This window comes from Nostocoides sp. F2B08 (genome assembly GCF_009184895.1).
GTDB lineage: Bacteria > Actinomycetota > Actinomycetes > Actinomycetales > Dermatophilaceae > F2B08.
This window is the reverse complement of the sequence record NZ_WESE01000003.1, coordinates 109404-136201: the sequence shown is the minus strand read 5'-3', so window position 1 is coordinate 136201 and position 26798 is coordinate 109404. Positions and strand designations below refer to the sequence as shown.

22 protein-coding genes are annotated in these 26798 nt (G+C 68.0%); 17 read left to right on the top strand and 5 right to left on the bottom strand.

Annotation, left to right across the window (positions count from 1 at the left end; genetic code table 11):
• Positions 1–3: 3 nt before the first annotated feature.
• Positions 4–2112 carry an excinuclease ABC subunit UvrB gene (uvrB, locus tag GA707_RS08075; protein WP_152177924.1) on the top strand — a complete coding sequence of 703 codons (2109 nt, stop codon included), beginning with the start codon at positions 4–6 and terminating at the stop codon, positions 2110–2112.
• Positions 2113–2146: 34 nt separating this feature from the next.
• Here the strand turns inward: uvrB and GA707_RS08070 are convergent, their stop codons facing one another.
• Positions 2147–4807 (bottom strand): phosphoenolpyruvate carboxylase, encoded by a 2661-nt coding sequence (locus GA707_RS08070; protein WP_226963633.1) that lies wholly within the window; start codon positions 4805–4807, stop codon positions 2147–2149.
• Between the two features lie 117 nt (positions 4808–4924).
• Here GA707_RS08070 and GA707_RS08065 point away from each other — a divergent pair, with 117 nt between their 5' ends.
• Positions 4925–5944, top strand: a complete 1020-nt coding sequence (locus GA707_RS08065) for a TerC/Alx family metal homeostasis membrane protein (RefSeq protein WP_226963686.1) — start codon at positions 4925–4927, stop codon at positions 5942–5944.
• 1 nt (position 5945) lies between these two features.
• Here GA707_RS08065 and GA707_RS08060 read toward each other — a convergent pair whose 3' ends face one another.
• Together GA707_RS08060 and GA707_RS08055 are read right to left on the bottom strand one after the other, a co-directional pair.
• Positions 5946–6827, bottom strand: a complete 882-nt coding sequence (locus tag GA707_RS08060) for a DMT family transporter (RefSeq protein WP_226963631.1) — start codon at positions 6825–6827, stop codon at positions 5946–5948.
• Entirely contained in the window at positions 6821–7483 is a 663-nt protein-coding gene (locus GA707_RS08055) for an MBL fold metallo-hydrolase (RefSeq protein WP_152177922.1), read from the bottom strand. Before GA707_RS08055 ends, GA707_RS08060 begins: the two co-directional genes overlap by 7 nt.
• An 86-nt stretch (positions 7484–7569) precedes the next feature.
• Here GA707_RS08055 and uvrA point away from each other — a divergent pair, with 86 nt between their 5' ends.
• From uvrA to GA707_RS08030, 5 genes are all read left to right on the top strand, one after another.
• Positions 7570–10560, top strand: a complete 2991-nt coding sequence (gene uvrA, locus GA707_RS08050; protein WP_152177921.1) for an excinuclease ABC subunit UvrA — start codon at positions 7570–7572, stop codon at positions 10558–10560.
• Positions 10561–10791: 231 nt separating this feature from the next.
• A complete protein-coding gene (locus GA707_RS08045; RefSeq protein ID WP_152177920.1) occupies positions 10792–12069 on the top strand; it encodes a branched-chain amino acid ABC transporter permease in 1278 nt (425 codons plus the stop codon).
• Between the two features lie 220 nt (positions 12070–12289).
• Entirely contained in the window at positions 12290–13279 is a 990-nt protein-coding gene (locus tag GA707_RS08040; protein WP_152178247.1) for a branched-chain amino acid ABC transporter permease, read from the top strand.
• Complete coding sequence (locus tag GA707_RS08035; protein ID WP_152177919.1) at positions 13272–14252, top strand: ABC transporter ATP-binding protein; 981 nt, start codon at positions 13272–13274, stop codon at positions 14250–14252. The genes GA707_RS08040 and GA707_RS08035 overlap by 8 nt, the downstream gene beginning before the upstream one ends.
• Complete coding sequence (locus GA707_RS08030) at positions 14249–15034, top strand: ABC transporter ATP-binding protein (RefSeq protein WP_152177918.1); 786 nt, start codon at positions 14249–14251, stop codon at positions 15032–15034. The genes GA707_RS08035 and GA707_RS08030 overlap by 4 nt, the downstream gene beginning before the upstream one ends.
• A 273-nt stretch (positions 15035–15307) precedes the next feature.
• Here the strand turns inward: GA707_RS08030 and GA707_RS08025 are convergent, their stop codons facing one another.
• Entirely contained in the window at positions 15308–16672 is a 1365-nt protein-coding gene (locus GA707_RS08025; RefSeq protein WP_152177917.1) for an ABC transporter substrate-binding protein, read from the bottom strand.
• Positions 16673–16985: 313 nt separating this feature from the next.
• On the opposite strand from GA707_RS08025, the gene GA707_RS08020 reads away from it, so the two are divergent.
• The 10 genes from GA707_RS08020 to GA707_RS07975 all read left to right on the top strand — a co-directional run bounded on the left by GA707_RS08020 (position 16986) and on the right by GA707_RS07975 (position 26276).
• Positions 16986–17288, top strand: coding sequence for a Rieske (2Fe-2S) protein (locus GA707_RS08020; RefSeq protein ID WP_226963629.1), 303 nt, complete (start codon positions 16986–16988; stop codon positions 17286–17288).
• 87 nt (positions 17289–17375) lie between these two features.
• Complete coding sequence (gene uvrC / locus GA707_RS08015; RefSeq protein ID WP_152177915.1) at positions 17376–19379, top strand: excinuclease ABC subunit UvrC; 2004 nt, start codon at positions 17376–17378, stop codon at positions 19377–19379.
• Positions 19380–19459: 80 nt separating this feature from the next.
• A complete protein-coding gene (gene rapZ, locus GA707_RS08010; protein ID WP_226963685.1) occupies positions 19460–20377 on the top strand; it encodes an RNase adapter RapZ in 918 nt (305 codons plus the stop codon).
• Positions 20378–20408: 31 nt separating this feature from the next.
• Entirely contained in the window at positions 20409–21347 is a 939-nt protein-coding gene (yvcK, locus tag GA707_RS08005) for a uridine diphosphate-N-acetylglucosamine-binding protein YvcK (protein ID WP_152177913.1), read from the top strand.
• A 31-nt stretch (positions 21348–21378) separates the two neighbouring features.
• Positions 21379–22359 (top strand): DNA-binding protein WhiA, encoded by a 981-nt coding sequence (gene whiA, locus GA707_RS08000; RefSeq protein ID WP_152177912.1) that lies wholly within the window; start codon positions 21379–21381, stop codon positions 22357–22359.
• Positions 22360–22456: 97 nt separating this feature from the next.
• Positions 22457–23461: a type I glyceraldehyde-3-phosphate dehydrogenase gene (gap, locus tag GA707_RS07995; protein WP_152177911.1), complete on the top strand. Its 1005-nt coding sequence runs from the start codon at positions 22457–22459 to the stop codon at positions 23459–23461.
• 14 nt (positions 23462–23475) lie between these two features.
• Complete coding sequence (gene pgk, locus GA707_RS21180) at positions 23476–24696, top strand: phosphoglycerate kinase (RefSeq protein WP_152177910.1); 1221 nt, start codon at positions 23476–23478, stop codon at positions 24694–24696.
• A 36-nt stretch (positions 24697–24732) separates the two neighbouring features.
• On the top strand, positions 24733–25530 hold the full coding sequence (gene tpiA / locus GA707_RS21175; RefSeq protein WP_152177909.1) for a triose-phosphate isomerase: 798 nt from the start codon (positions 24733–24735) through the stop codon (positions 25528–25530).
• Positions 25531–25619: 89 nt separating this feature from the next.
• Positions 25620–25865: a preprotein translocase subunit SecG gene (gene secG, locus GA707_RS07980; RefSeq protein ID WP_152177908.1), complete on the top strand. Its 246-nt coding sequence runs from the start codon at positions 25620–25622 to the stop codon at positions 25863–25865.
• Positions 25866–25925: 60 nt separating this feature from the next.
• On the top strand, positions 25926–26276 hold the full coding sequence (locus tag GA707_RS07975) for an RNA polymerase-binding protein RbpA (RefSeq protein ID WP_152177907.1): 351 nt from the start codon (positions 25926–25928) through the stop codon (positions 26274–26276).
• 62 nt (positions 26277–26338) lie between these two features.
• Here GA707_RS07975 and GA707_RS07970 read toward each other — a convergent pair whose 3' ends face one another.
• Positions 26339–26794 (bottom strand): DUF3806 domain-containing protein, encoded by a 456-nt coding sequence (locus tag GA707_RS07970; RefSeq protein ID WP_152177906.1) that lies wholly within the window; start codon positions 26792–26794, stop codon positions 26339–26341.
• Positions 26795–26798: the final 4 nt, after the last annotated feature.

The following is a 26798-nucleotide window of genomic DNA, read 5'->3' as shown; positions in this document are numbered from 1 at the left end:
GCTATGCGTCCCGTCACCGATCTGAAGCGCCGCGTCGCCCCGTTCGAGGTCGTCTCCGACTTCGAGCCCGCCGGCGACCAACCCACGGCGATCGCCGAGCTCGCCCGCCGCATCACCGCGGGGGAGCAGGACGTCGTGCTGCTGGGTGCGACGGGCACCGGCAAGTCGGCCACCACGGCCTGGCTGGTCGAGCAGGTGCAGCGACCCACGCTCGTCATGGCGCCGAACAAGACCCTCGCCGCGCAGCTGGCCAACGAGTTCAGGGAGCTCCTCCCGAACAACGCCGTCGAGTACTTCGTCAGCTACTACGACTACTACCAACCCGAGGCGTACGTCCCCCAGACGGACACCTACATCGAGAAGGACTCGTCGATCAACGACGAGGTGGAGCGGTTGCGTCACTCGGCGACGAACTCCCTGCTGACTCGGCGAGATGTCGTCGTCGTGGCCTCCGTGTCGTGCATCTACGGCCTCGGGACTCCGCAGGAGTACGTCGACCGGATGGTCTCGCTCCGGGTGGGGGAGGAGCGTGACCGCGACGAGCTCCTCCGGCAGTTCATCACGATGCAGTACACCCGCAACGACCTCGCGTTCACCCGGGGCACCTTCCGGGTGCGCGGCGACACGGTCGAGATCATCCCCGTGTACGAGGAGCTCGCCATCAGGATCGAGTTCTTCGGCGACGAGATCGAGCGGCTGTACACCCTGCATCCGGTGACCGGCGAGGTCATCCGCGAGGAGGACGAGATGTACGTCTTCCCGGCGACCCACTACGTGGCCGGCCCCGAGCGGATGGAGCGCGCGATCCGGGGGATCGAGATCGAGCTCGCCGACCAGCTCGCGACGTTCGAGAGACAGGGCAAGCTGCTCGAGGCCCAGCGGCTGCGGATGCGCACCACGTACGACATCGAGATGATGCGCCAGATCGGTTCGTGCGCCGGCATCGAGAACTACTCGATGCACATCGACGGACGGTCGCCCGGCTCGGCGCCGAACTGCCTGCTCGACTACTTCCCGGAGGACTTCCTGCTCGTCATCGACGAGTCGCACGTCACTGTTCCGCAGATCGGTGCCATGTACGAGGGGGACATGAGCCGCAAGCGAACTCTCGTCGAGCACGGCTTCCGGCTGCCGAGCGCGATGGACAACCGCCCGTTGAAGTGGGAGGAGTTCCTCGAGCGGATCGGGCAGACGGTCTACCTGTCGGCCACACCGGGTCCGTACGAGCTCGCGAAGTCCGATGGTGTCGTCGAGCAGATCATCCGCCCGACGGGGCTGGTCGATCCGGAGATCGTGCTCAAACCGACCAAGGGTCAGATCGACGACCTCCTGCACGAGATCCGGGTCCGCGCCGACCGGGACGAGCGGGTGCTGGTGACCACGCTCACCAAGAAGATGGCCGAGGACCTGACGGACTATCTCCTCGACAAGGGCGTTCGGGTGCGCTACCTCCACTCCGACATCGACACCTTGCGTCGAGTCGAGCTCCTCCGCGAGCTACGGCTGGGTGAGTTCGACGTGCTCGTGGGCATCAACCTGCTCCGAGAAGGTCTGGATCTCCCCGAGGTCTCGCTGGTCAGCATCCTCGACGCCGACAAGGAAGGTTTCCTCCGCTCGAGCCGCTCACTCATCCAGACGATCGGCCGAGCAGCACGCAACGTCTCGGGTCAGGTGCACATGTACGCCGACAACCTGACCCCGAGCATGCACGAGGCCATCGAGGAGACGGCCAGACGACGCGAGAAGCAGGTCGCCTACAACCTCGAGAACGGTGTCGACCCCCAGCCGCTGCGCAAGAAGATCGCCGACATCACCGACATGCTGCAGCGCGAGGACGCGGACACCGAGACGCTGCTCGGATCGGGCAGGGCCAGATCCCGGGGTAAGGCCGACGGCGGTGGCCGGTCGCGGGCCGCCGTCGTCGCTGACGCCGAGGTCGCCGGTCGTCGAACCGAGAGTCTTCCGGCGTCAGAGCTGGCCGGGCTCATCCAGGAGCTGACGGCCCAGATGCACCAAGCCGCCGCAGACCTGCACTTCGAGCTCGCCGCGCGTCTGCGGGACGAGATCTCCGACCTGAAGAAGGAGCTGCGGCAGATGTCGGCCGCGACGTGATCGGACGAACCGGATGCAGCCCGGTCGATCCGGGTCAGCCGGTGTTCTGCAGTCCTGCAGCGAGCCCGTTGACGGTGAGCAGGAGCGGCTCGCGCCAGGGCGACTGCTCCTCCCCGTCTGCACCGGCCGACCGCACCTCGCGCAGGCAGCGGAGCTGGAGCACGCTCAGGACGTCCACGAAGGGCCTCCGCAGAGCGACCGCTGTCCGCAGATGGGGCTTGCGGTCGAGCATGTCCTCCTGACCGAGGAGGTCGAGGAGGAGGGTGCGGGTGAGCTCGAGCTCGGATAGCAGCCGCTCGGCGATCGCGGGGCGACCTCCGAGCTCGAGGAACCGTGCCGCCAGACGCGCGTCGGTCTTGGCGAGTGACATCTCCGCTACGTCGATCAAGGCCGAGAACACCGGCCACTCGCGATACGCCCGACGGGCTTCGTCGAGGTCTCCGAGCGCCGCCAGCCCGGTGCCCAGGCCGAACCAGCCGGGCAGGTTCACCCGCGTCATGGACCACGCGAACACCCACGGGATGGCCCGCAGGTCATCAAGGCTGCGACCGTGCTCCACACCGGAGCGGCGGGCCGGCCGGGAACCCAGCCGCAGGTCGGCCAGGAGGTCGAGAGGGCTGCACTCCGCGAAGAAGTCTGCGAACTCCTCGGTCTCGACCAGCGAGCGGAACGCGGAGCGACTCGCCTCGTCGAGGCGCTCGGCCATCTGTGCATAGCGCTGTCGCGCGTCCTCGCGGGCGGACGCGTGCGTGGACGCGTCCGTGAGCAGGACGGCCGACGCGACTCGCTCCAGGTGTTGCTGCGCGATGCGGACATCCGAGTACCGGGCGAAGATCACCTCGCCCTGCTCGGTCACTTTGAACCGACCATCGACCGAGCCGGTGGGCTGAGCCGCGATCGCCCGCCCGAGCGGACCACCACCGCGCCCGAGCGAGCCGCCGCGGCCGTGGAAGAGGGTGAGGGTCAGGCGGTTGCGGTCGGCCCAGTCCACCAACGCGGACTGTGCCGCGTGGAGTCCGAGCGTCGCGGACGTGGGACCGACGTCCTTGGCCGAGTCCGAGTACCCGAGCATCACCTCCACGGCACGGTCCCGCTCGTCCACCCATCGACGGGTCGACTCCAGGGAGAGCCAGTCCTCGAGGGTCTGCGCAGCGGCCGCGAGGTCGGCGCCGGTCTCGAACAGGGGCACGACGTCCAGCTCCAGCGGTCGAGAACCCACTGCGAGGCTGGCCAGGGCTCGGACACCGACGAGGTGCGCCGCGCTCTGGCTGAAGGACACGATGTACCGCCCGCAGCTACGCCGCCCCCACCGCTGCTGGAGCCAGGCCATCACTCGCAGGGTGTCCAGCACCTCGCGCGTCGTGGCGGAGGGCGTGCTGTCGAGTTCCGGCCACCCCTCGGTGGCGAGCCGGTCGAGCAGCGCGGCATCGTCGGCAGCGGCTTCGGGGTCGTCCACCAACTGCGGGAGACCGGCGAGCAGTTCGACGAGGGCGGCGCGATGGACCTGGCTGTGCTGACGCACCTCGAGCTCGGCGAGGTGGAAGCCGAACGTCTCGAGCATCCACACCGCGTCCTGCAGTGAGCCGTAGGCGGCCCGCGGGTCTCCGGCGGCGACGAGGGACTCCTGCACCAGGCGAAGGTCTGTCAGACACTCCTCGGGCCCGTCGTATGCGAGGCCCACCTGTTCGATGCGTGTCGCCTCGAGTCTGGCAGCGATGATGAGGAGCTTCTGACGGTGCGGTTCGCGCGGAGAGTCCTTCGTGATCTCACCGACGAGCCGAGGATACGCCGCGGCGTCGTTGGCCAGGGCGTCCCGCAACGCCGTGCTCGGGGGAGTCGATACCTCGTCGACGGTGAGCGTGCGCGCCACGTGGTCGACGGCCTCCGTGAGGATGCGCAACGCCTCGCCAGCGTGCTGGGCGACGGTCTCACGGGTCACCTCGGCGGTGACGAAGGGGTTGCCATCCCGGTCGCCGCCCACCCAGGAACCGAACCGGACGATGGACGGGAAGTCGGCCGGTCCGGTGACGGGGTCGATCCCCAGTGCTCCCGTGATCCGACGCTGTAGCCGCGGCACCGCGTCCTTGAGCGTCTGACGGAAGACTGTGACGATGGTCTTGACCTCGTCAGCGGGGGTCGGACGGGTCATCCGCAGAGTGGACGTGCGCTGGAGGATGTCGATGTCCTCCAGCATGTGGCGACGTGCCTCGGCCTGTTCCGCGGGTCCCGACCACGGATGGTCGTAGGCCTCGAGGTGGAGCGCGATGCGCCGCAAGGCCGACGACACGGCGCGTCGGCGTGCCTCCGTCGGGTGTGCGGTCAGGACCGGGTGGATCCGCATGGCGGCCAGTCGGTCGGCAGCCCCGGGTCCGTACGCGGCGATCGCGGGGGTGAGGTCGCCGGTGTCCTCCCCGCCGGCGAACTCGCCGTCCTCGCGCTGGAGGGATCGTGCCCGGAGTCGCTCCTCGGCCAGGTTCGTCAGGTGGAGGTGGACGGTGACGACCCTGGCGAGCAGGGCGATGTCGGCCGGCTCGAGGTCGGCGACCAGCCGGAAGGCTCCGGCGAGATCCCCATCCGCGCACAACCTCTCCAGGCTGCGACTGAGGTCGAGCAGGTCGGAGCGTCCTGAGTCCATCAGCACCTGGCGATGCAGCTCGGACAGGAGGGCGAGGTCGCGCATCATCCGCTCGGGCACACGGCCAGCCTAGAGGGGTGCGGCCTCCGGACGACGCCGCGACCGCGCCGTAGACTTCCCCGCGTGATCACTGCCCTGGGAGCGGCTACCGCTCCCCCCGGCACCGAGTCGCTCGAGGTGTCGGGGGCCGTCTGGGGGGTCACCCTCGGGCTCGCCGCCGCGGTCCTGCTCTTCGACGTCGTGTGGATCGCGCGCCGCCCGCACCGGCCGTCGACCCGGGAGCTGATCGTCGCCCTGGGCGCCTACGTGGGTGCGGCCGTGCTGTTCGGGATCGGTCTGTGGTGGGTCGCCGGCGGCCAGCTGGCGACCGAGTTCTACGCGGGCTGGCTGACCGAATACTCCCTGTCCATCGACAACCTCTTCATCTTCCTGCTGATCATGGCCAGGTTCGGCGTTCCAGAGCACCTGCAGCAGTTCGCCCTCATGGTCGGCATCATCATCGCCATCGTGCTGCGAGGAGTCTTCATCTGGTTGGGCGCGACCGCCATCGACGCCTTCAGCTGGGTCTTCTACCTGTTCGGCATATTCCTCATCTACACCGCCGTCCGTTTGGCGTTGGACGGGCATGACGACGACGAGGAGTACAGGGAGAACCGCTTCATGCGGCTCATGGAGCGCCGGTTCAACTCGACCCCGGAGTACCACGGGACCCGAGTGCTCGTCCGGATCGACGGCCGGCGTCTGGTCACTCCGATGTTCTTCGTGATCCTCGCGCTGGGAACCACCGACCTGCTCTTCGCCCTGGACTCCATCCCGGCGATCTACGGCCTGACCCGAGAGCCGTACATCGTCCTGGTCGCGAACATCTTCGCGCTCATGGGACTGCGTCAGCTGTACTTCCTCATCGGTGGGCTGCTGCAGCGGCTCGTCTACCTCGGCCTGGGGCTCGCCGTTCTGCTCCTCTTCATCGGGGTCAAGCTCATCCTGCACGCCCTGCACGAGAACGAGCTGCCGTTCATCAACGGCGGTCGCCCTGTCGACGTGCCTCAGGTGCCTGTCATCGTGAGTCTTGCCGCGATCGTGGCCATTCTCGGTGTCACCACGGTCGCCAGTCTCCTGCGCACCCGACGGGACAGGAGCCGTGCGGCTGCGACCGAAGGTGGCGGGTCGGCAGAAGGCGAGACCGCGGAGCAGTGAGCTACGTGGCGGTGGCCTCGGCCGGCTCCTTACGTGCGCCGAAGCCCAGCACGACGGCCGACGCGACGACGACCAGGGTCATGCCGATGAGCTGAGTCACGCTGAGAACCTGGCCGAGGATCACCAGGCCTGCGAAGGCCGCCACGGCGGGCTCGAGGCTGAGCATGATCCCGAACACCTGGGCCGTCATCCGGCGCAGGGCGAGGAGCTCGAGTGAGTACGGCACGACGGAGGACATGAGTGCGATCCCGAGTCCCTTCGCGAGCACCTCGGGCGTCCACGACCCGATGCTGTGGATCCCCAGGGGCAGGGTGATGGACGTGGCGACGATCATGGCGATGGCCAGGCCCTCGAGTCGGTCGAACAAGGCACCCGTCCGGCCGGAGAGGATGATGTACGCGGCCCAGCAGACACCTGCGACAGCCGCCAGAGCCAGCCCGCGCCAGGGCAGCTCGTCCGGCGGGAGGGTCAGGGCCTCACTGATCAGGAGGATGCCGACGCCGGCGAGCAGCACAGACAGGGCGTCGGCGATGCGACGGGAGAGCGCCGCCGCCAGGGTCAAGGGCCCGATGAACTCCACGGTGACGGCGACCCCGATGGGCAGGTAGGCGAGCGAGGCGTAAAACGTGTAGTTCATCAGCCCGAGGGCCACGCCGAACGCCGTGACGGTCGCCCACGCTCTCCGGTCGTGCCCACGAACTCGCGGCCGTACCAATGAGACGAGGATGACCGTTGCGAAGAGGAGCCGCAGAACGACCGACCCTCCTGCCCCGATCTGCGGTACAAGGGTGGCAGCCAGAGCGCCGCCGAACTGAACGGAGACGATGGCCGCGAGGACCAGGACGGGTGCGGGGAGGGTGCGGCCCCGCAGCCCGGCTACCACCCGCGCTCGCGCCACTCGTCGAGGTGCGGTCGTTCCGCGCCGAGGGTGGTGTCGTCGCCGTGGCCCGGGTAGATCCACGTGTCGTCACCGAACCGGTCGAAGACCCTGGACGTGACGTCGGCGAACAGTGACGTGAACGACTGCCCCTCGTTCCTGGTGTTGCCCACCCCACCGGGGAAGAGGCTGTCCCCGGTGAAGATGTGGGCCGAGCCCGTGGAGTCCCGGTAGGCGAGAGCGACGGAGCCGGGCGTATGACCACGGAGGTGGATGACCTCCAGATCAACGGCCCCGACCGAGATCCGGTCCCCGTCGACGAGCCTGACGTCGGGTGGGACGGGCAGTCCGTCGGCGTCGTCGGCACCGGCATAGCTGCGGGCTCCGGTGGCGTCGATCACCGCCTCGAGCGCCCGCACGTGGTCCCAGTGCCGATGGGTCGTCACGACATGGTCGAGCCGTCCGCTGCCCTCGTCGATGAGGCGCCGGATCCGGGGGAGGTCGTCGGCCGCATCGATGAGGAGCTGATGGTCCGACTCGGCGCAGGTGAGGAGGTAGACGTTGTTCTGCATCTGCGAGACGGCCGTCTTGCGGATGACGAGGCCCTCGAGCCGTCGCACGTCGGAGGGGCCTCCCGAGGTCACCCGGCCGGTGTAGTCCATCCACGGACGGTACCGCAGTGCTCCATCCCCGGTGTCGGGCCCCAGCGGGTCCGGCGACGGGTGCGCTGTCGGGGCACACGCATACGATGGCCGACGTGAGTTCCCCCGCCGTCCGCCCTGCTCATCGCCATGCACACGACACGTTGGTCGTGCGTGGCGCCCGAGAGCACAACCTCAAGAACCTGTCCGTGGAGCTTCCGCGCGACAGTCTCATCGTGTTCACCGGCCTGTCCGGCTCCGGCAAGTCGTCGTTGGCCTTCGACACGATCTTCGCCGAGGGCCAGCGGCGCTACGTCGAGTCGCTCTCCGCCTACGCCCGGCAGTTCCTCGGCCAGATGGACAAACCCGACGTCGACTTCATCGAGGGGCTTTCCCCGGCTGTGTCGATCGACCAGAAGTCGACCAACCGCAACCCACGCTCGACCGTGGGCACCATCACCGAGGTCTACGACTACCTCCGGCTGCTGTTCGCCCGCGCCGGACGGCCGCACTGCCCCACGTGCGGCGAGCCCATCACGCGGCAGAGCCCGCAGCAGATCGTCGACCGACTCATCGAGCTCCCGGAGAGGACGCGGTTCCAGATCCTGGCTCCGGTCGTGCGTTCGCGCAAGGGCGAGTACGTCGACCTCTTCGTGGAGCTGCAGAGTCAGGGCTTCGCCCGGGCCATGGTCGACGGCGAGCTCGTGAGCCTGTCCGATCCTCCGAAGCTCGAGAAGCAGATCAAGCACTCCATCGACGTCGTCGTCGACCGGCTCGTCGCCAAGGGAGGCGATGCGGCCGCCAAGCGGAGGTTGACCGACTCGGTCGAGACGGCCCTGCGACTGGCCGGCGGCGTCCTCGTGGTGGACTTCGTCGACGTGAGCGCCGAGGACGAGGCCCGCGGGGTCCTGCGGCAACGCCGGTTCTCGGAGCGGATGGCGTGCCCCAACGACCACCCGCTGACCATGGACGAGGTGGAGCCCCGATCTTTCTCCTTCAACAGCCCGTTCGGCGCCTGCCCCGCCTGCACCGGGATCGGCACCGAGCTCGAGGTGGACCCGACCCTCATCGTGCCCGACGAGGAGCTCTCCCTGGCCGGGGGAGCGGTGGCGCCGTGGGCGTCCGGAAGTGGCGTGAGCGAGTACTTCGACCGGGTGCTTCGAGCCCTCGCCGACGAGATGTCGTTCTCGGTGGACGCGCCGTGGCGATCGCTGCCCAAGCGGGCCCGCGACGCGGTTCTGCACGGGCGCAACCACAAGGTGCACGTCCGTTACCGCAACCGCTTCGGACGAGAGCGCTCGTACTCGACCGGTTTCGAGGGCGCGGTTCCCTTCGTCAAGCGACGGCACGCCGAGACCGACTCGGACTGGAGTCGCGAGCGTTTCGAGGGGTACATGCGGGAGATTCCCTGTCCCACGTGCAACGGTGCGCGCCTCAAGCCCGAGAGTCTGTCGGTGCTCATCGGGGGCAGGTCGATCTCCGAGGTCGCCGACCTCGCCATCGCCGACTGCGCCACCTTCTTGAAGTCGGTGGACTACACCCCCCGTGAGCGGCAGATCGCGGAGCGGGTGATCAAGGAGATCGACAGCCGCCTCGGCTTCCTCCTCGACGTCGGCCTCGACTACCTCTCGCTGTCCAGGCCCGCCGGCACCCTCAGCGGCGGCGAGGCCCAGCGGATCAGGCTCGCCACCCAGATCGGGTCGGGTCTGGTCGGGGTCCTGTACGTCCTCGACGAGCCGAGCATCGGCCTGCACCAGCGCGACAACCACCGTCTCATCGAGACGCTCACCCGGCTGCGCGACCTGGGCAACACTCTCATCGTCGTCGAACACGACGAGGACACGATCGCCACGGCGGACTGGGTCGTCGACATCGGGCCCGGAGCGGGCGAGCACGGCGGCACCGTCGTGCACAGCGGGGACGTGGCCGGGCTCCTCGAGCACGACTCCTCACTGACCGGCATGTACCTCTCGGGTCGACGCGCTATCCCGACTCCCACCGTGCGCCGAGCGATCGACCCGGAGCGACAGGTCACCGTCGTCGGCGCCACCGAGCACAACCTCCGGGGGATCGACGTCGACTTCCCCCTGGGCTGTCTTGTCGCGGTGACCGGGGTGTCCGGTTCGGGCAAGTCGACCCTCGTCAACGACATCCTTTACAACGTCCTCGCGAACAAGCTCAACGGCGCCCGGCAGGTGCCTGGTCGACACACCAGGGTCACCGGTCTGCAGCACCTGGACAAGGTCGTGCACGTCGACCAGAGCCCGATCGGGCGCACCCCGCGATCCAACCCCGCCACCTACACAGGCGTCTTCGACCACATCCGTAAGCTCTTCGCCCAGACGAGCGAGGCGAAGATCCGCGGCTACCAACCTGGCCGCTTCTCGTTCAACGTCAAGGGTGGACGGTGCGACGCGTGCTCGGGAGACGGCACGATCAAGATCGAGATGAACTTCCTCCCCGACGTCTACGTGCCGTGCGAGGTGTGCCACGGCTCTCGCTACAACCGCGAGACCCTCGAGGTCCACTTCAAGGGGCGCACGATCGCCGATGTCCTGGACATGCCGATCGAGGAGGCAGCCGACTTCTTCGCCGCTGTGCCCGCGATCGCCCGGCACATGAAGACGCTGAACGACGTCGGGCTCGGCTACGTCCGCCTCGGACAGCCTGCACCGACGCTCAGCGGAGGCGAGGCGCAACGTGTCAAGCTCGCCTCCGAGCTGCAGAAGCGATCGACCGGTCGGACGGTCTATGTGCTCGACGAGCCGACGACAGGACTGCACTTCGAGGACATCCGTAAGCTGCTTCTTGTCCTGCAAGGGCTCGTGGACAAGGGCAACACCGTGATCGTCATCGAGCACAACCTCGACGTGATCAAGAACGCCGACTGGGTTCTCGACCTCGGTCCCGAAGGTGGCAGCGGTGGAGGGGCTCTGATCGCGAGCGGCACGCCCGAGGACCTCGCGATCGTGTCGGAGTCGCACACGGGTCGCTTCCTTGCCCCCATCCTGTCGAAGACCGCACGTCAGAGCCCTCGACCGTCCCGTAAGACGCCCCGACGAACCACCTCGTCGAGGTCTCGACAACGTATCGGTTGAAGATGACCCCCGTTGATCCCTGTTCGTCGCGCGATCCGTTCTCTAGAATCACGGTGCTCGGTCGCACAGCCGCGACGGGCCGGAGGCCCTCGGCCTCGAGCTGGAGAGGCGCCCGCCCGGGGTCGCTCCGTGAGCAGTGACCGCCCGGTGCTGGACCCCCCTGTGCCAGCCCGACCAACGGAAGGACTCCCGTTGCAGCCACCCGTCAGTGCCCATGGGCTCACAGCCCGAGTGCGCACGCTTCTCGGTCTGTTGGCCCTCGCGCTCCTCGTCCCCCTCGCTGCCGTCGCCGGAGCGGCTCCGGCCGCCGCCGAGACCCTCGGTTGCCAGCCGTCCCCGGAGACGGGGTGCCTGTTGGGGACCCTGCGCGCGGGGGAGACCCTTGCAGAGGTGGAGATCTCGGTGGCTGGTCCTGGCGGCGAGCAGACCGCCACCTCCGGTCCGGACGGCCGATGGAGCATCGAGGTCACCGAGGAGGGTGAGTACACCGCGACGATCGTCGAGGACACCCTTCCCGAGGGAGTCACCGTCGAGGGTCCGGTCACCGTGAACGCCAGCCTCGGTCAGAACAACACCGTCCTGTTCCGCCTGACGGGTGAGTCGGACGGCAGCGCGGTCGGAGGACGCAGTGCGTTGATCATCCAGAGCGCTGTCAGTGGGCTCCGGCTGGGGTTGCTCCTCGCGCTGGCTGCCGTCGGCCTGTCGCTGATCTACGGAACCACCGGGCTGTCGAGCTTCTCCCATGCCGAGCAGGTCACGCTCGGTGGGATCGTGGCCTTCATCATGGTCAACTGGTGGGGCCTTCCGTTCCTAGCGGCTGCGGTCCTCACGGTCCTCTTCTGCGGTTTCACCGGGTACTTCCAGCACGCGATCCTGTGGAAACCGCTGCGCCGCAAGGGACTCGGTCTGGTCCAGCTCATGATCGTGACCATCGGACTGTCGCTGGCGATGCAGTACATGTTCCAGGTGCTGGTTGGGGCCGGAACCGTGCGGATCATCCGCGAGGCGCCGACTCCGATCAGCTGGGGGCCTGTCCGGCTGACCGACCAGTCCCTGTGGGCCATGGGCATCGCAATCGTCGTCCTCACCGTGGTCGGTTTCGCGCTGCTGCGCACGCGGCTCGGCCGTGCGACCCGGGCGGTGTCGGACAACCCCGCTCTGGCGGAGGCCTCTGGGATCGATGTCGACAAGGTGGTGCGGCTGGTGTGGATCTCGGCGACCGCCCTCGCCGGCCTCGCGGGCATCATGCTCGCCCTGGTCCTGAACGGCGTGAAGTGGGACTCCGGTATGCAGATCCTCCTGCTCCTCTTCGCCGCGGTCACCCTGGGTGGCCTCGGCACGGCCTTCGGCGCCCTCGCCGGTGCCATCATCATCGGTCTCGTCGTCGAACTCACCCCCGCCTTCGGACTGCCCGGAGACCTCAAGTACGCCACGGCCCTTCTGATCCTCATCCTGCTCCTCATGGTCCGACCCCAGGGCCTGCTCGGCAAGGCAGGACGGATCGGGTGATGACGATGACCAACAGCAACGACACCCGCCAGCCGACCACGAGGTGGACCCGATGACGAACGTGACCGAGAACGCCACCGAGCCCGACTTCCAGGACGACGGGCTCGAGGCGGACCACACCGAGATCGCAGAGGAGCGCGCCCGCCGTCAAAGGCGCGCGCTGATCGCGACGGCCGCCGTCGTGATCGGGTTCGCCGTCATGTGGATCGTGGCGACGACGATGAGTGGAACCATCCCGTCGATCTTCGCCTCCGTGCTGCGCAGCGCGATCGAACCGCAGACGGCTGCCGTCGCGATCGCCGTCATCGGGCTGAACATCCACTTCGGCTTCACCGGGCTGCTCAACATCGGCCAGGCCGGCTTCATGCTGCTCGGCGCCTACGGCTTCGCGATCGCCATCACCAGGGACGTCCCGCTCCTGTTCGCCGTGCTGATCGGACTGGCTGCAGCGTCCGCGTTCGCGTTGCTGCTGGGTCTCCCGACCCTGAAGCTACGCGGCGACTACCTGGCCATCGTGACCATCTCGGCCGCCGAGATCATCCGCTACGTCGGTCGACTCTCGCAGCTGACCCCGGTGACGGGCGGCTCTCAGGGCCTCCCCGGTAGCCAGTATCGGGACCCGTTCGTCAACCTGTCGTTCTTCGGGGACGGGACGACGACCATCGGTCCGTTCAGCTACCAGAACACCGGTGTGAACGGGTGGTGGATCCGCTTCGTGGCATGGTTGCTCGTCGGCATCTGCTGCGTCCTGGTGTACTTCCTCGTGCGCAGCCCGTGGGGCCGCCTACTCCGGGGCATTCGGGAGGACGAGGAGGCGATGCGCAGCCTCGGCAAGAACGTCTTCGCCGTGAAGATGCAGGCTCTGGTCATCGGAGGTGCGCTCGGAGCGCTCGGCGGGATCATGTACGTCCTCCCGAGCTCTGTTCAGGCGGACTCCATGGGGCGCACCCTGACGTTCTTCATCTGGACCGCCCTGCTCCTAGGCGGCGCAGCCACCATCTTCGGGCCCGTCCTGGGCACCATCCTCTTCTTCTCGGTGCGCATCCTCATCAGGGGGATCACCGGGGCCGTCGTGCCGCCGGAGATCCTCAACACCCAACAGTCCGACCAGTTCTCCTGGGTCGTCGTCGGTGTGATCCTGATGCTCCTCGTGATCTTCCGCCCACAGGGCATTCTCGGCAACAAGAGGGAGCTGCAGTTCAATGCCTGAATCCATCACCCGCTCGCCCAACGCGGTGGACAACCCTTATGCCGACCCTGCGGCTCGACGAGCCCTGACCGACGGAATCGCGGCCGAGCCTGGTGTCGCCAAGCCGGATCCGATCCTGGTAGTGGACAACATCGTCCGGAAGTTCGGTGGCATGACGGCGGTCGATGTCGACCACCTCGAGGTGCAGAAGGGCATCATCACCGCCCTGATCGGTCCCAACGGTGCCGGCAAGACCACCTTCTTCAACCTCATCACTGGTTTCGACCGACCGACGTCGGCCCCGACGCGTTTCAAGCGGCCGGAGAATGCGGCAACCTGGTCGTTCGAGGGGAGCGAGCTCGGCAGCACCTCGGCGTCCAACGTCGCCAGGGCCGGCATGGTGCGCACCTTTCAGCTCACGAAGTCGCTGAACCGGATGACGGTCATGGAGAACATGATGCTGGGCGCACGTGAGCAGTCCGGGGAGAACCTCCTGACCTGCTGGCTGCGGCCGACGTGGGCAAAGGAGGAGAGGGAGGCCGAGGCCAAGGCCAAGGAGCTGCTGGCGCGGTTCAAGCTCCTTCGCAAGAAGGACGACTATGCCGGCAGTCTCTCCGGAGGGCAGCGCAAGCTGCTCGAGATGGCTCGGGCCCTGATGACCGACCCGACGATGATCATGCTCGACGAGCCGATGGCCGGTGTGAACCCGGCGCTGACGCAGTCGCTCCTCGGCCACATCCAGTCCCTTCGCGACGAGGGCACGACGGTGCTGTTCGTCGAGCACGACATGCACATGGTGCGCCACATCTCGGACTGGGTCGTCGTCATGGCTGAGGGCCGCGTCATCGCCGAGGGGCGCGCCGAGGTGGTCATGTCCGACCCGGCCGTGATCGACGCCTACCTCGGAGCGCATCACGACACGGACCTCGGGGATGAGACCCTGCAGGAGGACACAGTGGCGCCGCAGCCCACGAGCGAGGAGAACCCCACATGACCGACGTAACCCCCGAAGCGCACCCGGAGCGGCGCGGTGACGCCGTCATCGAGGCCACGGACGTCGTCGCAGGGTATCTGCCCGGCGTCAACATCCTGAACGGCTGCAGCCTCGTGGCCTACCCCGGCGAGATGGTGGGCATCATTGGACCCAACGGGGCGGGCAAATCGACCCTGCTCAAGGCGATCTTCGGGCTCGTCAAGGTGCACTCCGGGACGGTCACCCTCGAGGGCAAGGACATCACCAACTTCCGGACCAACCGGCTGGTCGAGATGGGAGTGGGCTTCGTTCCCCAGAACGACAACGTGTTCCCGAGCCTGACCGTCGAGGAGAACCTGCGCATGGGGCTGTTCCTGCGGCCCAAGGCAATCGGAGAACGACTTGCGGCGATGTGGGACCTCTTCCCGGTCCTGCACCAGCGGCAGAACCAGCGCGCGGGTGCCATGTCCGGTGGTGAGCGACAGTCGTTGGCCATGGCGAGGGCGCTGATGATGGAGCCGTCCGTGCTGTTGCTCGACGAGCCGTCGGCAGGGCTGTCGCCAGTCCGTCAGGACGAGACGTTCCTACGGACCAAGGAGATCAACAAGACCGGCGTCTGCGTCGTCATGGTCGAGCAGAACGCCCGACGGTGCCTGCAGATCGTCGACCGCGGCTATGTCCTCGACCAGGGGCGGGACGCCTACACGGGGTCGGGCAAAGAGCTGTCCAAGGACCCCAAGGTCATCGAGTTGTACCTCGGCACGCTGGCCGAGGACGTCAAGGCATCACGCGAGGCCGGCTGACCGTCCTCGCGACGTCGACCGGGTTGAAGCCGGGCGCCCTGAAAGGGTGTCCGGCTTCACCCGTTGGAGGCTGTCCCACGCCGTGGGCATGTTCTCACGCCGTGGACCGCCGGGACTCCTGTCAGCATCGAGGACCATGGGCCGCAGACCGGCACCGACTGGGGGCCCTCGGTCGCCACAGGCAGTCCTGAGTCTCCACGCAGGACAACCCACCGCGGACACACCAAGGGCCCCGGACCTGTCGGTCCGGGGCCCCTGACGTATCGGTCGAGATCAGCCCTTGCTGCCCTCGACGGTGGAGATGAGCGAGATGTTGTTCTCGGCGTCGTACTGGTAGATCCCGACGAACGCCGATGACGGGTCGTTCTCGTCGTCGAACGGACCGATGCCCGAAGGACCGCGGTAGAAGATCTCGTCACCCGCGTCGAGCGCGGCGACGCACTCCTCGTAGGTGCTGCACTCGGTGCCACCGTTGGCACCGGAGACAGCGGCGAGGTTCTCCTGGATGGTCACGGAGTCGGTCGCGCCGCCCTTGACGGCAGCCAGAGCGGCCAGGACAACGGCGTCGTAGGACTCCGCACCGTAGGAGAAGTCGTTGAGCGGCTCTCCCTGCGCGGACTCATACCAACCGCTGAGGCGGTCCTTGAAGCCCGACTCCGGGTCGTTGCCCGGGATCGTGCCCTTGGCGCCCTCGAGGGTTCCGGCGGGGAAGTCCTCGCCGTAGCTCGAGGTGTTGCCGTCGGTGAGGTAGACCTTCGACATGTCGAACCCGGCGTTCTGGAGCTCGGGCACGATGGACCGCGTCTCGTCGAACGCGAGGACGACGATGGCGTCGGGGTTGGTCGCCAGAGCGCCACTGACCTCGGCAGAGAAGCTGGTCTGTGCCGGCGGGAACTCCTGGCCCGCGCCATTGGCGCCGTAGGTGACCTCGCCACCGGCGTCCTCGATGGTCTGCTGGACGACGTCACGCAGACCGGTGCCGTACGCGTCGTTGAACACGATGAAAGCCACGCGCTGGAAGCCGTCCTGCAGGATGAGGTTGCCGAGCGCGTCTCCCTGGATGCCGTCCGGTGGCGCGGTCCGGAAGTAGAAGTCGCTGTATCCGGAGAGCGCGACGGCCGTGTTGGCGGGGGAGATCTGGACGATCGATGCGTCGGTGATCGCGTCGACGATGTTCAGCGTCACAGAGGAGGACGCCGCGCCGACGACGAGGGAGACCTCGCCCTGGATCGCCTGCTGGGCCGAGTTGTTGGCCACGGAGGCGTCGGTCGCGTCACCGGAGTCGAGGATCAGGTGACATGCATCGGCGCCGCCGACACCGCCTGCCGCGTTGATGTCGGAGACGGCGAGGCCGACACCGGCGACCTCCGGTGGGCCGAGGAAGGCGAGGTTTCCGGTGAGCGGGAGGATGCCGCCGACCTTGAAGGTGTCCGCACTGGTCGAGTCCGAAGCGCACTCGTCGTTGGTGAAGTCCTCACCGGCGCCGGCCTCATCGGTCGTCTCCTCCGATGTCGCGGTGTCGGTGCCCGTCGCGGTGTCCTCGGGCTCGTCGGACGAGCCGCAGGCCGCCAGGGTGAGGCTCAATGCTGCGGCGCCCGCGAGCGTTTTGAGCCACAGGGCTGAGTTGGGTCGGATCACGTCGTAGACCTTTCTATGGGTTGGGTGACACGACACCTATCCGGGTGGGTTAGGCAATGGTTAACCTAGGCGTGGACCAACGGCGGGTGAGGGATGCTCGTCCGGTTGTTAGCGAACCGTTACGGGTGTGCGTGCCCTTCTGCTGGAGAGGTGACGGGCTGTGGAGTGTTGTGGACGGCGGCAGGTTCTGGCCGCTTCGGGTGTTGTTGCATCAGCGGTCTTCGTTTCCGGGTGTGGATCGTCTGAAGACACCGCGACGGAGGAGTCCGGCGACCCAGAGGACGGGACCGCCACGCCCGGCGACGACGCCGGGGTGTCCTCGTCCGAGAGCGACCCCATCGCCTCGGTCGCCGATGTGCCGGTCGGGGGCGGACTCGTCGTCCAGGCCGAGCAGGTGGTCATCACGCAGCCGTCCGAAGGTGAGTTCAAGGCCTTCTCCGCGGTCTGTCCGCACCAGGGCTGCCTCGTCACAGATGTCCGCGACGGTGAGATCGTCTGCCCGTGCCACGGCAGCAGGTTCACCGTCGATACCGGTGACGTCGTCGGGGGCCCCGCTCCCCGAGGTCTCGAGGAGCGGCAGGTGACGGTCACCGGCGACGCGATCGCGGTCGCCTGAGCCCGTCCTCGAGGACGGCCGTGGCGATGCGGGTGCGCCGAGGCGCCGACGTGTCACACCGTCGGTGCGACCTCATAGGCTTGTCGAATGGCCGATCCGTCCACCTACCGACCTGCGCCCGGGAGCATCCCGCGCGACCCGGGGGTGTACCGGTTCAGGGACGAGCACGGGCGAGTGGTCTACGTCGGCAAGGCGCGCTCGCTGCGTTCGAGGCTCAGCTCCTACTTCCAGGATCCGGCCGGCCTGCACCCGCGGACCGTGGCGATGCTCAGAGCGGCAGCGTCGGTGGAGTGGACGGTCGTGTCCACCGAAGTGGAGGCGCTTCAGCTCGAGTACTCCTGGATCAAGGAGTTCGACCCACGGTTCAACGTCAAGTACCGGGACGACAAGTCCTATCCCTACCTCGCCATCACCATGGGTGAGGAGGTTCCTCGTGCTCAGGTCATGCGCGGCACGAAGCGCCGTGGCACACGCTACTTCGGCCCCTACGCCCATGCCTGGGCGATCAGGGAGACGCTCGACCTCCTCCTTCGGGTCTTTCCCGTCCGAACCTGTTCCGCGGGTGTCTACCGCCGAGCGGCGGCATCGGGTCGACCCTGCCTGCTGGGTTACATCGACAAGTGCTCCGCACCGTGCATCGGCAGGGTGACCCCTGACGAGCACCGCCACATCGCTGAGGAGCTGTGCGACTTCCTGGCCGGTGGCGCCCGCCGTCACGTGAGTCGGCTGGAGCGGGAGATGGCGGGAGCCGCGCGCGAGCTCGACTTCGAACGCGCCGCACGGCTTCGTGACGACATCGCCGCGATGTCCAAAGCGCTGGAGCGCTCCGCAGTGGTCCTTCCCGACGGGACGGATGCGGACGTGATCGGCATCGCCGACGACGAGCTCGAGGCCGCGTTCCATGTCTTCATGGTGCGCGACGGGCGGGTTCGCGGTCAGCGCGGCTGGGTCGCGGAGAAGCAGGCCGAGAGCCTCGAGGAAGTCGTCGCGCACCTGCTGACCGAGATGTACGGCAGCGCGGACGCAGAGGAGATTCCCAGCGAGATCCTGGTCCCTGTGCTTCCAGAGGGCGTGGACCAGATCGGCGAGTGGCTCCGCGTTCGTCGTGGGCGCAGGGTCGCTGTCAAGGTCCCGAGCCGCGGTGACAAGCGCACTCTGCTGGCCACGGTCACGCGCAACGCGGAGCAGTCGCTGGCCCGGCACAAGGTCGCACGCGCGGGCGACCTCACTTCGAGGACTCGGGCGTTGCACGAGTTGCAGGAGGCTCTCGGACTCGAGGAGGCCCCGCTGCGGATCGAGTGCTTCGACATCAGTCATGTGCAAGGCACCAACGCGGTCGGTTCGATGGTGGTGTTCGAGGATGGTCTCGCGCGCAAGAACGCCTACCGTCAGTTCGTCATCCGCGGCGACGCCGGGGTGGCGGAGGACGGTCGCGTCGACGACACGGCAGCGATGAGAGAAGTGCTGACCAGGCGCTTCCGGCGCTACCTCGAGGAGTCGGCCACCTCGGTGGCCGGCGCTCCGCGCGACGAGGACGGCCGGCCGGCGCGATTTGCCTACCCGCCCAACCTCGTCGTCGTCGACGGGGGGCCCGCTCAGGTCGCGGCCGCGGTGACGGCGCTCGACGACCTCGGTGTCGAGGACGTGGCTGTCGTGGGTCTGGCCAAACGCCTGGAGGAGGTGTGGCTCCCCGACGAGGAGTTTCCCGTCATCCTTCCCCGCGCGAGCGACGGCCTGTATCTGCTGCAACGTGTCCGCGACGAGGCGCACCGTTTCGCGGTCACGTTCCACCGCAAACGTCGGAGCACCTCGATGACACGCTCCGCGCTCGACGACATTCCCGGGCTCGGTCCGACCCGGCAGAAGCGCCTCCTGGCCCACTTCGGATCGCTCAAGCGGATCCGAGCGGCGACGGTGGACGACATCGTCGCCGTGCCCGGCATCGGGCCGGCCGTCGCGGCCCAGATCGCCAGGGCCCTGGAGGCCACCCCGGCGGCGCCGGGGGTTGATGCGGTGACCGGCGAGATCAGGGAGGATGATGAGCATCCGCGCGTAGGCGGTCCGCACCCCGGCGAGAGGACGGCGAGATGACCGATCAGGTCGAGCCGGGCTCCGCCCGGCATCGGAGCGACCGGACCGAGCGCGCACGAGTGCCCGCAGGCGTTCCGACCATGCTCCAGCAGGCGGAGCTGCTCATCATCACGGGGATGAGCGGTGCGGGCCGGAGCACGGTGGCCAACGTCCTCGAGGACGAGGGCTGGTTCGTCATCGACAACCTTCCGCCGCAACTCCTCGATGGCATCGCTGACCTGCTCCTGGACGAGGTGAACCGCTGGAGCGACCGTCCGGAGGATGCGTCGGCACGCACGTCGTCAGCGGCCGCTCCCATCCGGGCCGCCGCCGTGGTGGACGTCCGAACGAAGGGCTTCTTCGGCAACCTCACCCACTCGCTGGATGCGTTGGCGACGCGGGGACTACGTCCGAGCCTGGTGTTCCTCGACGCCACGGACGAGACGCTGGTTCGCCGCTTCGAGAGCGTGCGACGTCCTCATCCACTGCAGGGGGAGGGGCGACTGCTCGACGGAATCCAGACCGAGCGCCGTCTGCTGACGGACATCCGCTCGCGGGCGGATCTGGTCATCGACACCTCGGGCCTCAACGTCCATCAGCTGTCACGCAAGGTCTTGCCGGCCTTTTCCCGGGACCGGCGTCCGGGCACGCGGCTCGCGGTGATGTCCTTCGGCTTCAAGTACGGGATTCCACTGGACGCGGACTTCGTCTTCGACCTCCGGTTCCTGCCCAACCCGTTCTGGATCCCGGAGCTGCGTGCGTCGAGCGGCAAGGACGAGGCCGTGGCCGACTTCGTGCTCTCGCAGGAGGGAGCGGTCGAGTTCGTGGAGCAGGTCGTCGTTCTGCTCAGGACGGTCATGTCGGGTTATCGCCGCGAGAACCGCCGGTATGCGACGGTGGCCGTCGGGTGCACCGGTGGCAAGCACAGGTCGGTCGCCATCGCCGAGCGCCTGGGTTCGATGCTCTCGTCCTCGGACATTCAGACGTTCGTCGTCCACCGTGACCTGGGACAGGAATGAGCGTGACCCCTTCCATGCCCGCGGCCGGCCGATGAGGAGCGCTGGACCACCCACCGTCGCAGCCTTGGGCGGCGGCCACGGCTTGGCAGCGACCCTGTCGGCCCTTCGACTGCTCACCGATGACGTGACCGCGATCGTCACCGTCGCCGACAACGGGGGGTCCAGCGGTCGACTCCGCAGCGAGTTCGGTGTGCTGCCACCGGGAGATCTCCGGATGGCGCTCGCCGCACTGTGCGATGACACGGAGTGGGGGCATGCGTGGCGGGACGTCATGCAGCACCGCTTCGAGGGGACCGGCTCGCTGGCCGGTCACGCGTTGGGCAACCTCCTGATCGTGGCGCTGTGGGAGATCTATGACGACCCCGTCGCCGGTCTCGAGCTCGTAGGGCGCCTGCTCGGTGCGCGGGGCCGCGTCCTGCCCATGGCGTCCGTGCCGCTCGACATCGAGGCGGACGTCCGTGAGGGGGAGCGGCTGCGGCGAGTGGTCGGGCAGGCGCAGGTGGCCACGTCCCCAGGGCGGGTGGAGTCCGTGCGGATCACCCCGGAGAACCCTCCTGCCTATCCCGAGTCGGTCGCGGCCATCCGAGCGGCGGACTGGGTGGTTCTGGGCCCTGGCTCATGGTTCACGTCAGTGATGCCGCATCTCCTCGTTCCCGACCTCAGGGACGCACTCCGAGCCACGCGGGCTCGACGCGTTCTCGTTCTCAACCTGGACCTGCCGGCGGGGGAGACCGAGGGTCGTTCTGCGCACGAGCTCATCCTCTCCTTCGCCGAGTACGCAGGCGATGTCCGTCTCGATGCGGTTGTCGTTGACCCGACCGTCGCCGCGGACCGAGACACACTGCGCATCGTGGCGCAGTCCGTCGGCGCCGAGCTTGTCGTCGCCACGGTGAGTTCACGATCGAACCCCGGCCAGCACGATCCGCTGCGGCTCGCGGCGGCCCTTCAGGACCTGTTCTCCGGTCGGTAGGCGCTCCGGACGTCATGGCAGGATTGCCCCCATGGCGATGACAGCGAAGGTGAAGGACGAGCTGAGCCGCCTCGAAGTCACCAAACCCTGCTGTCGCAAAGCGGAGGTGGCTGCGACACTTCGTTTCGCCGGTGGTCTCCACATCATCGGGGGTCGGATCGTCATCGAGGCCGAGCTCGACACGGCGCAGGCAGCACGACGGCTGCGGCGCGACATCGCCGAGCTCTACGGACACCGCGCCGAGGTCCTCGTCCTCTCGCCGAGCGGCTTGCGCAAGAGCAGCAGATATGTCTTGCGCGTGGTTCACGACGGTGAGGCCCTGGCTCGGCAGACGGGGCTGATCGACCAGCGTGGCCGGCCGGTGCGTGGGCTGCCGCCCAAGGTGGTCTCGGGATCCGCCTGCGATGCGGAAGCCGCCTGGCGTGGTGCTTTCCTCGCGCACGGTTCGCTCACGGAGCCTGGTCGCTCGTCGTCGCTCGAAGTGACCTGCCCTGGACCCGAGGCGGCCCTGGCGCTGGTCGGCGCCGCCCGACGCCTCCAGATCCAGGTCAAGGCTCGGGAGGTCCGGGGGGTGGATCGGGTGGTGATCCGCGACGGCGAGGCGATCGCCGCGATGCTCACCCGGCTCGGCGCTCACCAGGCGGTGCTGGACTGGGAGGAGCGGAGGATGCGCCGCGAGGTGCGAGCCACCGCGAATCGGCTGGCCAACTTCGACGACGCGAATCTGCGCAGGTCTGCGCGCGCCGCGGTGGCGGCCGGTGCCCGGGTCCAGCGCGCCCTGGAGATCCTCGGCGACCAGGTGCCCGAGCACCTTCGCGAGGCGGGTGACCTGCGGCTCGCGCACAAGCAGGCGTCCCTCGAGGAGCTCGGTCAGTTGGCCGACCCGCCGATGACGAAAGACGCTGTGGCAGGACGCATTCGACGCCTTCTGGCGCTGGCCGACAAGGTCGCCGAGGAACAGGGTCTACCCGGCACGGATGCCAATCTCACGCCGGACATGCTCGAGCCCTGAACCCGGTTCTCACGCGTGCTCCGCACCCACTAGGGTGGGAGGCGGACCAGGCCGCCGGTCCCGGCGGCACCCCCCACGCGAGAGGCAGTGACCACCCGTGACCATCAAGGTTGGTATCAACGGCTTCGGCCGGATCGGCCGCAACTTCTTCCGCGCCGTTCAGGCGTCCGGCGCAGACATCACCATCGTCGCCGCGAACGACCTCATGGACAACGCATCCATCGCCCACCTCCTGAAGTACGACTCGGTCCTCGGCGTCCTTCCCGACGAGGTGTCGGCCACGGATGACTCGATCACCGTCGGTGGCACGACCATCAAGGTGTTCGCCGAGAAGGACCCGGCGCAGATCCCCTGGGGCGAGCTGGGCGCCGACATCGTCGTGGAGTCGACCGGAATCTTCACCGACGCGACGAAGGCCAAGGCCCACATCGACGGCGGTGCCAAGAAGGTCGTCATCTCGGCGCCGGCGAAGAACGAGGACGCCACCTTCGTGATGGGGGTCAACCACGAGGACTACGACCCTGCCAACCACCACATCGTGTCCAACGCGTCGTGCACGACGAACTGCCTGGCGCCGATGGCCAAGGCACTGCACGACGAGCTCGGGATCGTCCAGGGTCTGATGACGACGGTGCACGCTTACACCCAGGACCAGAACCTGCTCGACGGCCCGCACAAGGACCTGCGCCGAGCGCGGGCGGCGGCGCTCTCGATCATCCCGACCAGCACCGGCGCCGCCAAGGCGATCGGGCTCGTCATGCCCGATCTCAAGGGCAAGCTCGACGGATATGCCCTGCGTGTGCCCACTCCGACCGGCTCGGCCACCGACCTCACCTTCGAGGCGGGGCGCGAGACCTCGGTCGACGAGGTCAACGCCATCGTCAAGAAGGCCGCCGAGGGTCCGCTCAAGGGCTTCCTCAAGTACACCGAGGACCCCATCGTCTCCGCGGACATCGTGACCGATCCCGCGTCATGCATCTTCGACTCCGGGTTGACCAAGGTCATCGGCAACCAGGTCAAGGTGGTCGGGTGGTACGACAACGAGTGGGGGTACTCGAACCGCCTCATCGACCTCATCGTCCACATGGGTAAGAGCCTCTGAGAGGACTTCGCGGAATGAGCTCCATCGCCACGCTCGGTGACCTGCGCGGGAAGCGCGTCCTGGTCCGGTCCGATCTCAATGTGCCGCTCGACTACTCCGCCGGAGGCACACCCGAGATCACGGACGACGGTCGTGTCCGGGCGTCGGTCCCGACCATCAAGGAGCTCGTCGGGATGGGCGCGCGCGTCATCGTGTGCGCCCATCTCGGGCGCCCCAAGGGGGCGCCTGAGGACAGGTACTCTCTGGCGCCGGTCGTCCCACGGCTCGCAGAGCTGCTCGGTCAGGATGTGGCCTTCGCGACCGACACCGTCGGGGAGAGTGCCCAGCAGGCGGTCGCGGCCCTCCAGGACGGCGAGGTGTTGCTGCTGGAGAACCTCCGGTTCAACCCGGGTGAGACGGCAAAGACGGAGGACGACCGGGCCGCGTTCGCCGAGGCACTGGCCGGGCTCGCCGACGCGTACGTGTCTGACGGCTTCGGGGTCGTGCACCGCGCCCAGGCCTCCGTGTACGACGTGGCCCGCCGACTCCCATCGGCGATGGGCGGCTTGGTGCGGACCGAGGTCGAGGTGTTGCGTCGGCTTACCGAGGACCCTGAGCGTCCCTACGCGGTGGTCCTCGGGGGCGCGAAGGTCGCGGACAAGCTGGCAGTCATCGACAACCTGCTCGGCAAGGCCGACCGTCTCCTCATCGGCGGCGGGATGGTGTTCACGTTCCTGGCCGCGCAGGGCCATGAGGTGGGCAAGAGCCTGCTGGATACCGACAGTCTCGACGCCTGCCGAGGGTACCTGCGACGGGCGGAGGAGAGCGGCGTCGAGATCCTCCTCCCCACCGACGTCGTCTGCGGGCGCGAGTTCGACGCCGACACCGAGATCGTCACCGTTCCCGCTGACCGCATACCCGCCGACATGATCGGGCTGGACATCGGCCCCGAATCTGCACGGGCCTACGCGAACCGTCTGACCGACGCGCGGACGATCTTCTGGAACGGGCCGATGGGTGCCTTCGAGATGCCCCCGTTCGCCGCTGGGACTCGGGCCGTGGCTGAGGCCTTGGTGACAGCCACGGAGGCCGGCGCGCTCACCGTGGTCGGAGGTGGTGACTCCGCCGCCGCCGTGCGGCAGCTGGGTTTCGCGGACGACCAGTTCGGTCATATCTCGACCGGAGGCGGCGCGTCCCTGGAGTACCTCGAAGGCAAGGAACTGCCCGGAATCGCCGTCCTCGAGAACCGCGACTGACCATCCGCTCGCCCACCTGACGAGGAGTTTCATCGCATGACCGCACGGACGCCACTGATGGCCGGCAACTGGAAGATGAACCTCGATCATCTCCAAGCCACCCACCTGGTCCAGAAGCTCGCGTGGACCCTCCAGGACGCCCGACACGACTACACGTCCGTCGAGGTCGCAGTCCTGCCTCCGTTCACCGACATCCGCAGCGTCCAGACGCTGGTCGACGGAGACAAGCTCGAGATCAGGCATGGCGCCCAAGACCTCTCGGCGCATGACTCGGGTGCATACACCGGTGAGATCAGCGGAGCCTTCCTGGCGAAGCTGGGCTGTACCTACGTCGTCGTCGGTCACAGTGAACGGCGTGAGTACCACGACGAGACCGATGGCGTCGTGGCGGCGAAGATCCGCGCGGCATACCGCCACGGGCTCACCCCGATCTTCTGTTGCGGAGAGGGTCTCGAGGTGCGCCAGGCCGGCGGCCACGTCGACCACGTGCTGGCGCAGATCGAGGCCGGTCTCGACGGACTTCCGCAGGAGCAGGCCAGAAGTATCGTCATCGCCTACGAGCCGATCTGGGCCATCGGCACCGGCGAGGTGGCCACGCCGGCCGACGCTCAGGAAGTGTGCTCCGCCATCCGCAGCAAGCTCGCGGACCTATACTCCGGTGACACCGCGGACGGGATCCGGATCCTGTACGGCGGATCGGTGAAGTCGGGCAACGTCGCCAGCATCATGGCCGGAGAGGACGTCGACGGTGCACTGGTCGGGGGAGCGTCCACCGATCCCGAGGAGTTCGCGGCGATCGTCCGCTTCAAGGATCACGTGACCGGGACCGGCTGACCCGTCGGGGTACACTGCAGTCTGCTCGTCTGTCGTGCACCGTCGCGACGACCCGCTTCATTCGCCTCGACTCACTCAAGGGACTCACGTTGGAAGCCGTACGCATCGGCCTGCTTGTGCTGCTCGTGCTCACCGGACTCATCCAGGTGCTGCTCATCCTCCTGCACAAGGGCAAGGGTGGTGGGCTCTCGGACATGTTCGGCGGGGGCGTCTCGACCTCGCTCGGCGGTTCGTCGGTCGCTGAGCGCAACCTGACCCGGTTCACCGTGGCCGTGGCCCTGATCTGGACGACCTGCATCGTGAGTCTCGGGCTCCTGGACCGCTTCTCGCGGTAGGCTCTGCCGGGATCCGACTTCAGTCGATCTTGCTTCGTCGTCGAAGAGAGGTACGCGAGTATGGCTGGTGGCAACGCGATCCGCGGAAGCAGGGTCGGAGCCGGACCGATGGGCGAGGCCGAGCGAGGTGAGTCGGCCCCTCGGGTTCACATCACCTACCACTGTGCGAACGGCCATCAGACGACGCCGAGCTTCGCGGAGGAGCCGGGCCTCGTGATCCCCGAGACGTGGGACTGCCCGCGGTGCGGCTTTCCGGCCGGTCAGGACGCCGAGAACCCTCCCGCGCCGCCCCGGGTCGAGCCCTACAAGACGCATTTGGCCTACGTCAAGGAGCGCCGTTCCGACGCCGAGGGTGAGGTCATCCTCGATGAGGCCCTGAGCTCGCTCCGCGAGCGTGGCCTGATCCAGTAGCTCCGTCCGTCGACTCACGGGGCGGCACGCGTGCCACCCTATGGCCATCCTCCGGCGCTGGGTCAGCGGCGGCTGGTGTCCGCCAGGTGCGCGACTGCGCGCGGCAACCAGCCCTTCTCTCGACGCATCCACCGTGCGCTGAGCAGGCTCTCGGGCACGACGTGCAGACCGCGTCGCAGGCCTTCCAGACCCAGGTCCCGGCCGAATGAGTCGGTGACGATCGCCCAGCGGAGGTCCGCGTGCCTGCTCAGATGCTCGCCGACGCCCACGGCGAGATCCGGGAGTGCGCCGGCGTCGCCGCGATCGAGGGCTGCGTCGAATGCGGCCCCGAGGGAGTCGACGTCGTCGACGTCCACCCCTGCAGCGGCGAGCCGTGCCAACGCGTCATCGATCCGGGCTTGTTCCGCCGGTCCGATACCGCTCGCCGTGATCTCCTCGGCCGGAGTCTCGTCACCGGTGGTCTCGGACCTCTCGGGGGCCGTAGGCGGTTCGGGTCGAGGACGGCGGAACAGGCCCATCACC